General features: G+C 70.5%; 14 protein-coding genes. 11 read left to right on the forward strand and 3 right to left on the reverse strand.

All coding sequences use genetic code 11. From position 1 onward, the window contains the following. Window positions 1–17: 17 nt before the first annotated feature. Both O9255_RS04230 and O9255_RS04235 read left to right on the forward strand, forming a co-directional pair. On the forward strand, window positions 18–434 hold the full coding sequence (locus O9255_RS04230; protein WP_297865588.1) for a biopolymer transporter ExbD: 417 nt from the start codon (window positions 18–20) through the stop codon (window positions 432–434). 3 nt (window positions 435–437) lie between these two features. Beyond that, the gene (locus O9255_RS04235; protein WP_297865589.1) at window positions 438–878 is read left to right on the forward strand and encodes a biopolymer transporter ExbD; all 441 of its coding nucleotides are present in this window, start codon (window positions 438–440) and stop codon (window positions 876–878) included. Between the two features lie 94 nt (window positions 879–972). Here the strand turns inward: O9255_RS04235 and O9255_RS04240 are convergent, their stop codons facing one another. Next, the gene (locus tag O9255_RS04240; protein ID WP_297865590.1) at window positions 973–1,761 is read right to left on the reverse strand and encodes a pyridoxine 5'-phosphate synthase; all 789 of its coding nucleotides are present in this window, start codon (window positions 1,759–1,761) and stop codon (window positions 973–975) included. A gap of 94 nt (window positions 1,762–1,855) precedes the next feature. On the opposite strand from O9255_RS04240, the gene O9255_RS04245 reads away from it, so the two are divergent. Together O9255_RS04245 and O9255_RS04250 are read left to right on the forward strand one after the other, a co-directional pair. Next, on the forward strand, window positions 1,856–4,720 hold the full coding sequence (locus O9255_RS04245; RefSeq protein ID WP_297865591.1) for a GGDEF domain-containing protein: 2,865 nt from the start codon (window positions 1,856–1,858) through the stop codon (window positions 4,718–4,720). Next, window positions 4,707–4,868, forward strand: a complete 162-nt coding sequence (locus tag O9255_RS04250; protein WP_343228698.1) for a DUF2256 domain-containing protein — start codon at window positions 4,707–4,709, stop codon at window positions 4,866–4,868. The genes O9255_RS04245 and O9255_RS04250 overlap by 14 nt, the downstream gene beginning before the upstream one ends. On the opposite strand, the gene O9255_RS04255 is transcribed toward O9255_RS04250, so the two are convergent. Continuing rightward, the gene (locus tag O9255_RS04255; protein WP_297865593.1) at window positions 4,817–5,062 is read right to left on the reverse strand and encodes a hypothetical protein; all 246 of its coding nucleotides are present in this window, start codon (window positions 5,060–5,062) and stop codon (window positions 4,817–4,819) included. The genes O9255_RS04250 and O9255_RS04255 overlap by 52 nt on opposite strands. 61 nt (window positions 5,063–5,123) lie before the next feature. Beyond that, window positions 5,124–6,593, reverse strand: coding sequence for a cardiolipin synthase (gene cls / locus O9255_RS04260; protein WP_297865594.1), 1,470 nt, complete (start codon window positions 6,591–6,593; stop codon window positions 5,124–5,126). 111 nt (window positions 6,594–6,704) lie between these two features. Here cls and fliE point away from each other — a divergent pair, with 111 nt between their 5' ends. Genes fliE through O9255_RS04295 form a run of 7 tightly spaced genes read left to right on the forward strand, consistent with a single transcriptional unit; the run spans window position 6,705 to window position 13,491 of the window. Next, complete coding sequence (fliE, locus tag O9255_RS04265; RefSeq protein WP_297865595.1) at window positions 6,705–7,088, forward strand: flagellar hook-basal body complex protein FliE; 384 nt, start codon at window positions 6,705–6,707, stop codon at window positions 7,086–7,088. Between the two features lie 16 nt (window positions 7,089–7,104). Further along, entirely contained in the window at window positions 7,105–8,874 is a 1,770-nt protein-coding gene (gene fliF, locus O9255_RS04270) for a flagellar basal-body MS-ring/collar protein FliF (protein WP_297865596.1), read from the forward strand. Beyond that, window positions 8,867–9,874, forward strand: a complete 1,008-nt coding sequence (gene fliG, locus O9255_RS04275) for a flagellar motor switch protein FliG (protein ID WP_297865597.1) — start codon at window positions 8,867–8,869, stop codon at window positions 9,872–9,874. The genes fliF and fliG overlap by 8 nt, the downstream gene beginning before the upstream one ends. Beyond that, the gene (locus O9255_RS04280) at window positions 9,871–10,446 is read left to right on the forward strand and encodes a FliH/SctL family protein (protein WP_297865598.1); all 576 of its coding nucleotides are present in this window, start codon (window positions 9,871–9,873) and stop codon (window positions 10,444–10,446) included. The genes fliG and O9255_RS04280 overlap by 4 nt, the downstream gene beginning before the upstream one ends. Next, window positions 10,443–11,807, forward strand: coding sequence for a FliI/YscN family ATPase (locus tag O9255_RS04285; protein ID WP_297865599.1), 1,365 nt, complete (start codon window positions 10,443–10,445; stop codon window positions 11,805–11,807). Before O9255_RS04280 ends, O9255_RS04285 begins: the two co-directional genes overlap by 4 nt. After that, window positions 11,804–12,250, forward strand: a complete 447-nt coding sequence (fliJ, locus tag O9255_RS04290) for a flagellar export protein FliJ (protein ID WP_297865600.1) — start codon at window positions 11,804–11,806, stop codon at window positions 12,248–12,250. Before O9255_RS04285 ends, fliJ begins: the two co-directional genes overlap by 4 nt. Then, window positions 12,247–13,491, forward strand: a complete 1,245-nt coding sequence (locus O9255_RS04295) for a flagellar hook-length control protein FliK (RefSeq protein WP_297865601.1) — start codon at window positions 12,247–12,249, stop codon at window positions 13,489–13,491. The genes fliJ and O9255_RS04295 overlap by 4 nt, the downstream gene beginning before the upstream one ends. Window positions 13,492–13,555: the final 64 nt, after the last annotated feature.

Consider the following 13,555-nt stretch of genomic DNA (forward strand, 5'->3'; position numbering starts at 1 on the left):
CTCCGCGGAGATCCTTTATGGCCTTCAGTTCTGACACGGACGGCGGTTTCACCGAACCGAACGTCGTCCCGCTCGTCGACGTGATGCTGGTGCTGCTGATCATCTTCATGGTCACGGCCTCGGTGTCCGAGAACGTGAAAGTGGAGCTGCCGAAAGCGACGGTGGACGCTCGTCCGCCGGCGCCCAAGGTGCCGCCGATCACGCTCTCGGTCCGCGAGGACGGCACGATCTTCTGGGCCGACGAGGCGCTCGCCGGCAAGGAGATGCTGGACACCCGACTCGCCGTTGAGGCGCAGAAGGAGCCGCAGCCGGACGTGCTGCTGCGCGCCGACAGCGAAACCAAGTACGCGTTGATCCAGGACGTGACCACCCGCGTTCGCGTGGCGGGCATGCGTTCGATCAACTTCGTGTCCGAACCGGAATCGGGGAACTGAACCATGGCGTTTTCCGCAGGGGGCGGTTCCGGCCCCAAGTCCGACATGAACGTCGTGCCGCTGATCGACATCCTGCTGGTGCTGCTGATCATCTTCATGGTGACGGCGCCGACGCCGGCTTCGCTGATCAACGTCACGCTGCCGCAGCGCATGCGCAATCCGCCACCGCCGCCGCCGACCGAGCCGCCGCCGCCGGTCAAGCTACAGATCCTGTCGTCGGGTGAGATCCTGATCAACGGCACGCCGGCCCCGCTGTCGACGCTGGAAGACCAGTTCGCCGACATCACGCAGGTGCGTACGCAGGTGCTGAAGCCGGAAGAGCAGCCGAAGCTCGAGATCGAGGTCGATGCGGAAGCCGAATACGAGGTGCTGGCGAAAGTGCTCGCCCGCGCCAAGAACGCGCAGATGGAAAAGATCGCGTTCGTCGACCAGGTCGCGCAATAAGGCGGACGGGCCGGCAACGCGCCGGCCTTTGTCCAACGCAACGCCGCCTCCGGGCGGCGTTGTCGTTTCCGGACATCGAAGGCGCGGTTGGTCCTCAGCCGCCGGTGATCGCGCGGTAGCGGCGCACGGTTTCGGCGAGACCGTCGACCAGCGCTCCGGCGATCAAGGCATGGCCGATGGAGACCTCCAGCACGCCGGGGACCTCGGCGAGGAACGCAGCGAGATTGGCTTGCGAGAGGTCGTGCCCGGCGTTGACGCCGAGGCCGATCGCCTGCGCCGCCTCGGCGCTGCGCCGGCAGGCGGCGAGCGCATCACGGAAAGCCTGGCCTGCCACACCGCCAGTTCCCTTCGACGCACTGATGTGCGCCGCCTCATGCGCTTCCGCATACGGGCCGGTGTACAGCTCGATGCGGTCGGCACCGGCGGCGCGCAGGCTTTCGAAATGCACCTCGCCAGCGTCGACGAATAGCGAAACCCTGCAACCCAGCGCTCTGAAAGCGGCGATCTGCGCGGCCATCGTCGCGGGCAATGCGCTCGGGTCGAAGCCGTGGTCGGAGGTGATCTGCCCGTCACCATCGGGGACGAAGGTGACCTGTGCCGGCCGAGTGGCGCGAGCCAGCGCGAGCAGGCCGGGGTAGCCCTCCCGCGGCGGCGCAAACGGGTTGCCCTCGATGTTGAACTCCACGCCGTCCGGCAATGCGGCCGCGATGGCGGCGACGTCCTCCGCGGTGATGTGGCGGCGGTCGGGGCGCGGGTGCACGGTAATGCCTCGGGCGCCGGCGGCGACGCATCGCAGGGCTTCGTCCACCGGTGCGGGCAGTCGGCCACCACGCGAGTTGCGCAGCACGGCGATCTTGTTGACGTTGACGCTGAGCAGGGTCATGGAGGGCCTTCTTGAGCCTCGAAGCGTGCCCGTCGCCTCAGTCCGAGGGCAAGCCCACCGGCGCGGCGCGGCGCATGGAGGCCATAATGCGGGGATGACCGTCCGGCCTCCGCTGCGTTGGTACACCCTCCTCGTGTCGGCGTTCGCGCTGGCGGCGTCGGCGCTCGTGCAGGCCTCGGGGCTGGCCGGCGTGCCGATCAGCCAGCGCATTGGCCCCGATCAGTACCGGGCCGCGCCCTCGCTGTGGTCGGTGGCAGCCGCGCCCGGAAAGATTTACGTCGCTTCGCAGGACGGCGTGCTGGTGCACGACGGTGCGGAATGGACGACGGTGCCGCTGCCGATCGGCGTTAATGCCACCCTCGTGCGACGTCTTCCGGACGGGACCATCATGGTGGGTGGCAACGACACCTACGGCCGCCTCGAACTCGACCCGGTCCGCGGCTATCGCTACGTCGACCTGCTCGCCAGCAGCGGTTTGCCGGAAGCCGACCGCCGCCTCGGCCCGGTCTGGGAGATGCTGCAGACGCCCGAGGGCATCTACGTGCAGTCGCAGAACTTCCTGCACCTGATGCCGGCGAACGGCGCGCCGACGCGCAGCTGGCCGATGGGCCCGGACATGCGCAGCGTCATCGCCTTCGGCGGCGACCTCTACGCGCGCATCCAGGATCGCGGCCTCGGCTGGCTGCGCGACGGCAAGCTGCAACTGGTGACGGGTGGCGAAGCCTTCCGGCGCATGCCGGTGTCCAACATCGTGGGCTGGGGCGGCAGCCGCTTCGTCGTCGCCGGCAACGGCGTGTGGCGCCTCGACGACAGCGGCGTGGAGCGCGCCCTCGCCTGGCCTGATGGCGAATTGTCCGTCTACGTCACGGTGCCGCTCGATGGCGGCGGCTTCGCGTTCTCGACGCTCGATGGCGAGGTGATGGTGGTGGACGCCGGCCTGCGCCTGCGTCAGCGCGTGAAGATCGCCGACCAGTCGGTCGCGGATCTGGCGCGCGACAGCGAGGGGACGTTGTGGGCCGTCACCGACACCGAGATCGTCCGCCTCGGCATGCCATCGGCCTGGTCGATTCTCGACGCCAGCCATGGTGTGCGCGGCCTGGTGAGTGACACGACGGAGTTCGACGGCGCGCTGTGGATCACCACGGCCCGCGGCCTGTTCCGCATGACCGACGATGGCGCCGGCAGCGTGCGTTCCGAGCGCATGCCCTTCGTGCAGCTCGAGGGCTATGGCCTCATGGCGGACGAGCGCGCAATGCTGGTGGGCCATCGCGAGGGCCTGATCGAACTGAAGCCGGGGTCGCGCGAGCCGCGCACCCTGCATGCGGGAGAAACGGTCTATACCCCGCAGCTCGTCCGCAACCACACCGACCTGGCGATCACCTACACGGACAAGGAATTCTTCCTGCTGGCCTTCGATGACGGCGCTTGGACGATCGCCGCCCGCTGGCCGCTGCAGGGCATGGCGATCATCGACGTGATCCAGACCGCCGAGGGCGAGTTCTGGCTGAGCGACGACCGCGGCCCACCGCAGCGTTGGCGACTCGATCTCGTCGCCCGCGAACGCGTGGCCGCCGATGCCTTCGGTGAGGAACAGGGCCTTCCGATCGACGGCGAGGATCGCCCCAAGCTGTTCTTCATCGACGGCGAACTGAGTGCCTGGGCCAAGGGCGCGACCTATCGTTTCGATCCCGCTGGCGCGCGCTTCGAATTCTCCGAGACGCCGGAGTGGATCGCCGAACTCGTGCAGCCCGGCAAGCTCAGCGTGATCGAGACGACCATGGGCCTTTTCGCCTACACGCCGCGCGACCTGATGCGCCGCCCGGCGTCGACGATGGCATGGGAACGCGTGCAGATCGGCGGCTGGTCGAGCACCGGATTCGGCCCGCCACGCGTGAGCCGCGGTGGCGTACTGCGTGTGCCCGTGTGGAACGGCGTGCTGCAGTACGCGCCCGAGGGGCCGGTGCTGCCGATGCCCGACCTGGCGGTGGGCTTCGACCAGTTGCTGGTGCAAGGCGACGATGGCGAGCTGCGCGCCGGAGAGATCGAACGCGACAGCCTGACGATCCTCTCCGGCCAACCGCTGCGCCTGCGCTTCACGCTCGGCACGCTCGAGTCCGGCGCGCGGTTCCGCTACCGCCTCTCGCAGATCGCTCCGACCGTTTCGGACTGGTCCGACTGCGATCTGACGATCCGCGGTCTCGATCCGGGCGAGTACCTGTTCGAAGTGGAAGGTCAGCTCCCGAGCGGTCGACGGATCGAACCCTTGCGCGTTCGGCTACTGGTGATGCCACGCTGGTTCGAGGAGCCGGTGTTGCGCGGCGTGCTGTTGCTGGCGCTCGTCGGGCTGGCGGTGTGGGTGTCGCGCGTGATCGGACGGCGCCGCGTGCGCCGCGTCGAGGGGCAGAACCGCCAGCTCGAGCAACGCATCGCCGACCGCACGCTCGAGCTGGAGCGCGCCAATTCGCGGCTTGCCGAGATGGCCGTGGAAGACCCGTTGACCGGCACGCATAACCGGCGCGCGCTCGAGCAGGCCTTGGGCCGCGAGTGGGCGCGCTGCGCCGAGCAGGGTCTGCCGCTGGCGGCGCTGATGATCGATGTCGACCACTTCAAGCGCTACAACGACCATCACGGCCACCTCGAGGGCGACCGCGTGCTCATCGAAGTGGCGGCGCTGCTGCGCACCGACCTGAGCGTGCCGGTCGAGATCCTTGCGCGCTACGGTGGCGAGGAGTTCACCCTGCTGCTTCCTGGCGCGACGCTGGAAGCCGCGGCGCGTCGTGCGGAGCTGCTGCGCGATGCGGTGGAGCGTGCCCGCACGGGCGTCACGGTGAGCGTCGGCGTGGCGGTGGCCTGGCCCAGCGCGGCGGAGGTGCCGTCGTCGCTGATGCGAAGCGCTGACCAAGCGCTTTACGAGGCCAAGCGCCAGGGCCGCAACCGGGTGGTCTGTGCCGACACGTGAGTCGCGCCGCCCGGCCCGGCCGAGCAAGGTCTGTCCGGTGTGCCAGCGCCCCTTCGACTGGCGGAAGAAATGGGAGCGCGACTGGGATCGCGTCGTTTACTGCTCGGACGCCTGCCGTCGCGCGTCGAGCGCCTCGCGCACGCGCTGAATTTCGGCGTCGTCCAGCATCCGCGACTGCGCGCGGCCGGTGGCCTCGGCGCGATCGCGCAGCAGGCGCGTGGTGCCGAGCAGCAGCAAGGCCAGTGCGGCCAGCAGGAGCAGCACCACCACGCCGGTGCCGACCGGCAGCAGCACCGCCATCGCGAAACAGGCCAGGGCGGCCAGCAGGATCAACCACGCCATCGTCGGCGCTCCGAGGGGATTCGGCGCCGAGTCTAGCGTGCGCCGCCGCGACCTTCCGCCCTTAGAGGAGCGGGGCGAGCAGTCGCGCGGCGCTGTCGGTGTAGGCCTGCAGGCCGGACGGTTGCCAGCCGCGCGGCACTTCCTTCGATTGCTCGAGGTCTTCCGAGATCCGCGCGGCCAACCGCGCCGCGACGCGGGCGTCGCGGGCCAGCACCGACAGCTCGAAATTCAGCCAGAAGCTGCGCGGGTCGACGTTGGCACTGCCGATCAGGGCGATCTCGTCGTCCACCAGCAAGGCCTTGCCGTGCAGCATTCGCGGCTGGAATTCGAACACGCGCACGCCGGCGTCGAGCAGCTCGGGGTAGAAGCTGCGCGCCGCGGCCCGCACCAGGCGGTTGTCGTTGCGGCGCGGCACCAGCAGGCGAACGTCGAGGCCGCTGAGTGCGGCGGACGTCAGCGCCAGCAGCACGGCGGCATCCGGAACGAAGTAGGGCGTCATCAGCCAGACGCGGCGTTTGGCGTTGTGCAGGGCTTCGACATGAACGCGGTGGATCGGGGCCAGCGGGTTGTCGGGCCCGGAGGGCACGAGCTGGCAGCGCACGTCGCCGATCGGCAAAGGCGGCCAGTGCATGGCTTCGCTGAACGTGCGGCCGGTGGCGTAGTGCCAGTCCTCCGCGAAGGCCAGCTGCAGAGCGCGCACCACTTCGCCCTCCATCCGCAGGTGCAGGTCGTGGAAGGCGGCCGCCGAAGCCCGCTCGCTCTGGGTGTCGCTGATGTTCACGCCACCGGTGAAGCCGGTACGGCCGTCGATGACGGCGATCTTGCGGTGCGTGCGCAGGTTCAGCGTGGGGCGCCACAGCACGTGGCCAAGCTTCAGCGGGTGGAACCACGCCACCTCGGCACCGGCCTCGCGCAGCGGCTGCAGGAAGCGCGGTGAACACTTCCGTGAGCCGAGGCCGTCGATGAGCAGGCGCACCTGCACGCCGGCGCGGGCCCGTTCCGCCAACAGATCGCGAAGGCGGGTGCCGACGCTGTCCGGCTCGTAGATGTAGTACTCGAGGTGGACCGACTCTCGGGCCGCCAGGATCGCCTCGAACAGCGCATCGAAGGTGCGTTCGCCCCCGGTCAGCAGGTCGATGGACGTGGCGCGGGTGGGCGCGTGGCCGGTGGCCGCCTCGATCAGCCGTTCCTGGCCTTCCTCGGAGGGGTCGCCGCAGGGCGGCAGGCGCGCTGCCGCGAGTGCCAGCCGAGCGCGAAGGCGCTTCAGCTTGCGCCGGTGGATGCGCTGCGGGCCCAGCCACCAGTAAACGGCCCAGCCGAGGACCGGCAGCCAAGCCAGGGCCAGCAGCCAAGCGAGCGTGGCCACCGGCTCGCGACGCTGGCGGATGATCCAGGCGGCGAGCACCAGCACGTAGCCCAGCCAAGCCAGGCCCAGCCACGGCGACGTCAACCAGCCTTCGAGGGTGCCCACGGTTCGGATGAGGCCCGCCAGTGCGGCATCGATGGCGGGGGGCAAGGCGAGCGCGTCCATGGGCGCATGGTCGCATGCGGCGGAAACCCGCCGGCGCGGCGGCGGCGAAGCATGGCACGCGGCTTGCACCCTTCCCGGCACCTGACCGTCCGTGGCCCGACGCCCGCTCCCATGTCCGACGCCATCTCCTCCGTCCTGAGCCAGATCCGCAGCTACCAGAGCCAGGTGGGCCAAGCCCTGCCGGGCGGCGGCCCCGGCGCGGCCGGTGGCGTGGGTGGCCTGGGTGGAACCAACGCGCCTGCTGGCGTCGGCGGAGCCGCCGGGGTTGGCGCGCCGAGCTTCGGCGACGCCCTCGGCAACGCCCTGAAGAAAGTGAACAGCCTGCAGGCCGAAACCCGTGACCTGCAGGCCGCCTTCGAGCGCGGCGATCCGAAAGCCGACCTCGCCCGCGTGATGGTGGCCGCCCAGGCCTCGAGCGTCGCCTTCCGGGCCACGGTCGAGGTGCGAAACCGCTTGGTGCAGGCCTACCAGGACGTCATGAACATGCCGCTGTAAGGCACGGACCGAACCCATGAATGCCGTTGTCGTCCCGCAATCCCCACCGTCCTCGCCCGGCCTGATCGCACAGATCGGCCAGGCCGGCCTGATGCGCCAGCTGTGGACGATGGGCCTGCTCACGCTGGCGATCGCCGGTGGGCTGTGGGCGTTCTTCTGGTTGCAGAAGCCGGCGCTCGTCACCGTGCAAAGCGGCATCGACGCCGCGACCGCCGCCGAGTTCGCCGATGCGCTGCGCGGCGCGCAGATCCCCGTCGAGATCAATGCCGCCACCGGCGACGTGCAGGTGCCGGGTGAGCGCCTGCAGGAGGCGCGCATGGCGCTGGCCACCGCCGGCCTGAGCGGCAGTGACGGCCCCGGCATGGCCCTGATCGAGCGCGACCCCGGCTTCGGCGTGAGCCAGTTCGTCGAGACCGCCCGCTACCAGCGCGCGCTCGAAAGCGAGCTCGCCAAGACCATCAAGCAGCTGCGGCCGATCCGCGAGGCGCGCGTGCACCTCGCCCTGCCGCGTCCTTCGGCGTTCACGCGCCAGCAGCAGCCGGCGGCCGCCTCAGTGGTGATCGGCCTGCTGCCGGGCCGCTTCATGAAGCCCGACGAAGTGCAGGCCATCCAGCACCTCGTCGCCAACGGCATCCCGAACCTCACGCCGGATCGCGTCACTGTCGTCGATGAATCCGGCCGCCTGCTCACGCGCGACGCGCCGGACTCCGCGAACGCGATCAGCGCCGAACAGTTCGCCCTGACGCGCGAGAAAGAATCCTCGCTGGCGGCGAAAGTCGCCGGCCTGATCGAACCCCTGGTCGGCGTGGGCCGCGTCCGCAGCGAAGTCGCGATCGACATGGACTTCGCCACCGTCGAGGAAGCGCGCGAGATCTACACGCCGGAATCCGGCCAGCTGCGCAGCGAGCAGGTGAGCGAAGAGCGCCGTGCCGAGGCCGCCGACCGCGGCGTGCCGGGCGCCACCAGCAACACGCCGCCCGGCCCGGACGCAGCGGCACCCGCCGACCCCGCCGCCGATCCCGCGGCCGGTGCGGCCGATGCCACCGCCGCGGCGGACAATGCCGCGCCGGTCGATGGCGGCGCGAGCGAGGCGGCGAGCAGCCGCACGCGCAACTTCGAACTCGACCGAACCCTCACCCACACCCGCCAGCCGGTGGGCCGCGTGAAGCGCATCACCGTCGCCGTCGTGCTCGACAACGTGCCGAACGTGCCCGCGCCCTTGGCCGAAGGCGAAGAAGCGCCCGAGGGCGAGCCCGCGCCGTTCCGTGCGCTCAGCGCCGATGAGATCGGCCGCATCGAGGCGCTGGTGAAACAGGCCGTTGGCTTCAACGAGCAGCGCGGCGACGTCGTCACCGTGGTGAACGCGCCCTTCATCGCGCCGGAACCGCTGGAAGAGATCGCTGCGCCGATCTGGGAGAACCCGCTCGTCTGGCAGATCGGCCGAATCGCCATCGGCGCGCTGCTGGTGCTGCTGCTGATCTTCCTCGTGATCCGCCCGGCCATGAAGCAGCTGCTGGCCGTTCCCGTCCGTAACGCCGACGAGAACAGCCCGGCGTATGCTGCCGATGGCACCCCGCTGCTGCCCGGCAGCGCCGGTGCCGCGGGGCAGGCCGCGCTGCCGCCGGGGGCTCCCGGCACGGCGCTCGCGCTGCCCGGGCAGGCCGGCGCCGGATTCGCGCCGCCGACCAGCATCGAAGGCAAGATCGAGTACGCGCGCAATGCCGTCAAAGAGGATCCGCGCCGCGTCGCCCAGGTCGTGAAGGAATGGATGGCGAACGATGCCTGACAAGAAGAGCGAATTCAGCGGCGTCGAGAAGGCCGCGATCCTGATGCTTTCGCTCGGCGAGGTCGAAGCCGCCGAGGTGCTCAAGCACATGTCGGCGAAGGAAGTGCAGAAGGTCGGCCAGGCCATGGCCGGCGTCGGTGCCGTCTCGCGCGAGCAGATCGAGGCCGTGGTCGGCGAGTTCGCCACTGCGCTCGACAAGCAGACGTCGGTCGGCGTCGGTGCCGATGACTACGTGCGCAAGGTGTTGGTGCAGGCCCTCGGCGAGGACAAGGCCGGCAGCGTCATCGACCGCATCCTGCTCGGGCGCAACAGCTCGGGCATGGAGATGTTGAAGTGGATGGACCCGCGCGCGATCGCCGACCTGATCCGCAACGAGCATCCGCAGATCATGGCCATCGTGATGTCGCATCTCGAGCCCGACCAGGCCGCCGAGACGCTGCGGAACTTCCCCGAGCGCGTGCGCGCCGACGTGGTGCTGCGCGTGGCCACGCTCGACAATGTGCCGCCGGTGGCGTTGAACGAACTGAACGAGGTGATGGAGAAGCAGTTCGCAGGTTCGCAGAACAGCAAGGCCACCACCATCGGCGGCATCAAGACGGCCGCGAACATCCTCAACTTCGTCGAGACCGGGCAGGACCAGATCATCCTCGGTGCCATCGGCAAGATCGACCAGGCGCTGTCGGACCAGATCCAGGACCTGATGTTCGTGTTCGACGACCTCGCCGGCGTCGACGACAAGTCGATGCAGGCCATCCTGCGCGAAGTGCCCGGCGACCGCCTGCCGCTGGCCTTGCGCGGCGGATCGCCCGAGGTCAAGGAGAAGGTGCTCAAGAACATGTCGCAGCGCGCCGCCGCCATCCTCAAGGAAGACATGGACGATCGCGGCCCGGTCAAGCTCAGCGATGTCGAGGGCGCGCAGAAGGAAATCCTCGCCATCGTCCGGCGTCTTGCTGACGAAGGCACCATCAGCCTCGGCGGCGCCAAAGAGGAGTTCGTGTGAGCGACGCCGCCGCCCTCTGGCGCGTGCCGGCGCTCGACGCGCCGCCGCCGCCCAAGCCGCCTTCGATCGACGAGCTGCAGCGCATCGAAGAGTCCGCGCGCAAGGAAGGTTTCGAGGCCGGTCGCCGCGAAGGCATGAAGGCCGGCGAGGCCGAGGTGCGCAAGCTGGTCGCGCAGATCGAAGGCGTCGTCGAAGCCATGGCACGGCCGCTCGGTCGCCTCGATGACGAGGTGCATGCCGCGCTCGGGCAGATGGCCGTGCGCATCGCCGGTGCGCTGATCGGCCGCGCCTACGAGGCCGATCCGGAGCTGCTGTCCCAGCTGGTGCGCACCGCCATCGATGCGGTCGGCCCTGGCCAGCGCGACATCGAACTGCGCGTGCATCCCGAGGACGCGAAGATGCTGCAGCCCTGGTTGCCGCAGTGGCCGGATGCCCGCGTCATCACCGACCCGCAGCTGGCGCGCGGCGACGTGCGCATCCACGGCGACGGCGTGCGCATCGACGCGCGCACCGATTCGCGCCTGCAGGCGGCGCTCGCGGCCGTGCTCAATCCGATCGGCAGCGGCGCATGAGCACCGCCACCGGCCAACTGCTGGCCTCGCGCGACGCTCGGCTCGCGGCGCGTCTGTCCACGCTCGAGCCACAGCTTGATCGCCTCGGCACCGTGCGCGAAGGCGTGCTGCGTCGCGCCGTCGGGCTCACGTTGGAAGCCGAAGGCTGCGAAGTGCCGCTCGGCTCCGCCGTCCGCATCGAAGCGCAGGGCGGCCAGTTCGTCGAGGCGGAAGTCGTCGGCTTCGCCGGCGACAAGACCTTCCTGATGCCCACCACCGACCTGCACGGCCTGCTGCCGCGCGCGCGCGTGGTGCCGGGCTGGGCGCGCGGGCGCGTGGCGGTGGGCGAGGGCCTGCTCGGCCGCGTCATCGACAGCGATGGCCATGCGCTCGACGGCCGGCCGCCGCCGCGCCCCGACGGCTACACCGGGCTCACCGGCGTGCCGCTGAACCCGCTCGCCCGCGAACCGATCACCCAGGGCCTCGATGTCGGCGTGCGCGCCATCAACGCGATGCTGCCGATCGGCCGTGGCCAGCGCGTCGGCCTGTTCGCCGGTTCCGGCGTGGGTAAATCGACGCTGCTGGGCATGATGACCAAGTACACCCAGGCCGACGTCGTCGTGGTCGGGCTGATCGGCGAACGTGGTCGCGAAGTGCGCGATTTCGTCGAAAGCACGCTCGGCCCCGCCGGGTTGAAGCGCGCCGTCGTCGTCGCCTCGCCCGCCGATCGTCCGCCGCTGGCGCGCATCCATGGCGCGCTGCGCGCCACGGCCATCGCCGAGCACTTCCGCGACCAGGGCTTGAACGTGCTGCTGCTGATGGATTCGCTGACGCGCTTCGCGCAGGCGCAGCGTGAGATCGGCCTTTCCATCGGCGAGCCGCCCACAACGCGCGGCTACCCGCCGTCGGTGTTCGCGCGACTGCCTGCGCTCGTGGAGCGCGCCGGCATGGGCCCGGCCGGCCGCGGTTCGATCACCGCGTTCTACACCGTGCTCACCGAAGGCGACGACCAGCAGGAGCCCATCGCCGACGCGGCGCGCGCGATCCTCGACGGCCACATCGTGCTCGACCGCCGCATCGCCGATTCGGGCCTCTATCCGGCGATCGACATCGAGCGTTCGGTCTCGCGCGTCGTCACCGAGATCGCCGACCTCGCCACCCGCGAGCGCATTCGCCGCTTGAAGCGGCTGATGGCGGCGTATTCCGCGCAGCGCGACCTGATCGCCATCGGCGCCTACCAGCGCGGTGCCGACCCGCTGGTGGACGAAGCCATCGCCCGCTGGCCCGCCATCCAAGCCTTCCTCGGCCAGGACGTTCACGAGGGCGCCAGTCTAGAATCGAGCAAGGCCGCGCTTGTCCAGTTGCTGGAGGCCAGCCCGTGAATTCCAAGCGCCTCGATCCGCTGATCCGCCGCGCCGAGAGCCGCGAGGATGCCCTCGCCAAGGAGCTCGCCAAGCGCGTGCAGGCGCATCAGCAGCAGGCGCAGCGCCTCGGCGACCTCGAGCGCTTCCGCGGCGAGTACGAAGCCCCGCCGGTGCCCGGCACCGCCGTCTCGGCGAGCCAGCTGCTCAACCGGGCGGCCTTCCTCGCCAAGATCGACGACGCCGTGGTGACGCAGCAGAAACACATCGCCACCAGCGAGGAGTCGCTGGCCATCGAGCGCACGCGCCTGCTGCTCGCCAGCCGCGACAAGCTGGTGCTGGAGAAGCTCGCGGCGAGCTACCGCAGCGTCGAGCTCAAGGCCGAGGAGCGCCGCGACCAGAGCGTTCTCGACGACCTCGGTGCCCGTGCGCACCGCGAACGCCAGACCAAGGACACGCCATGACGCTGCCCAGCTTCTCCGCCGCGCTCGGTGCGCCTTCGACGACGCCGATGCCCGCCCTTGCCGATGGGCCGCTGCCCGACGGCGCCGGTGCAACGGCGGATGCCGCGCCGGGCGGCTTCGCCGCCGCGCTGGATGAAGCCGCGGCGAGCCTCGATGCGCTGACCGCCAGCGCGCTCGAGGGCGCGATGCCCGTCCTGCAGGCGCTGCCTGACGTGCCTGCCCCGACGCTTCCTGCGGCCGCTGCGATCGCGACGGCGCTCCCCACGACATTGGCGACGACACTGTCCACCCTGGATGCGAGCGCGAGTCCGGCGACGCCGAGCGATGCCGGCTTCGACGCCGCGGCGCCGGCACCTGGTTGGCCGCCGCCGGGCCTGTCGTCACTGTTTCCCGGCAGCCCCGTGCTCGCTGCCCAAGCGGGCGCGCAGGCCGCGGCATCGACGCTGGCCTCGGCGCGTGGTTTTGCGCTCGGCGCCCTGCTCCCCGAGGCCGTCGATGCGCGCCTGCCGGACAGCGCCAGCCCTTCGACGGTGACTGCTCTCGCGCTCGACAAAGGCGTGGCGTCGACGATGGCTGCGGCCGCGATCCCCATGCCGCTGGCGAACGCCGCGGGCCCCGATGCCTTGGCCGCCGCGCTGGCGCGCCAACCGGCGTCGCTGCGCCTGCCCGTGGCCGACGACAGCGATACCGCGGCGCTCACCGCACTCACCGAAACGCTGGGCCTCGAGCGGGCGCCGGACGCCGCGCCACTGGCGCCGACCTCGCCCACGCCGGCCCTGCACAAGCTCGATCTCGCCGCGGCCTTCCCCGCGCCGGTGCCGCTGCCGTCGCCGCGCTTCGCCGAAGAGGTGGGTGCGCGTCTGCAGTGGATCGCCGAACAGCAGGGCGGCGAAGCCACGCTGCGCATCAGCCCCGACGGCCTCGGGCCGGTCGAGATCCGCCTGAAGCTCGACGGCGATCGCGTCGAGCTCGGCTTCACCGCCACCCAGCAGGACACCCGCCAGGCCCTGCAGGACGCGCTGCCGAAACTGCGCGAGATGCTCGCGCAGCAGGGCCTGCAGCTGGGGCACGCCGATGTCGGGCAGAAGCATGCACAGTCCTCGAACGAGGACGCGGCGAAGACCGCGAAGGGCTTCGCGGGTGACGACGAGGGTGACGCGATCGTGCTCGCTGGAACCCAGCGCGAGTCGAACGTGATCGTGGGTCGAGTCGGCCGGGGCGTTCTGGATCTCTACGCCTGACCTTGGGGCGGGGGTCATCGAGCCCTCTGCCCTTACAATCCGGGCAGAAGCCGTCTTGCGCGAA

The sequence above is a fragment of the Silanimonas sp. genome (genome assembly GCF_027530345.1).
GTDB lineage: Bacteria > Pseudomonadota > Gammaproteobacteria > Xanthomonadales > Xanthomonadaceae > Silanimonas.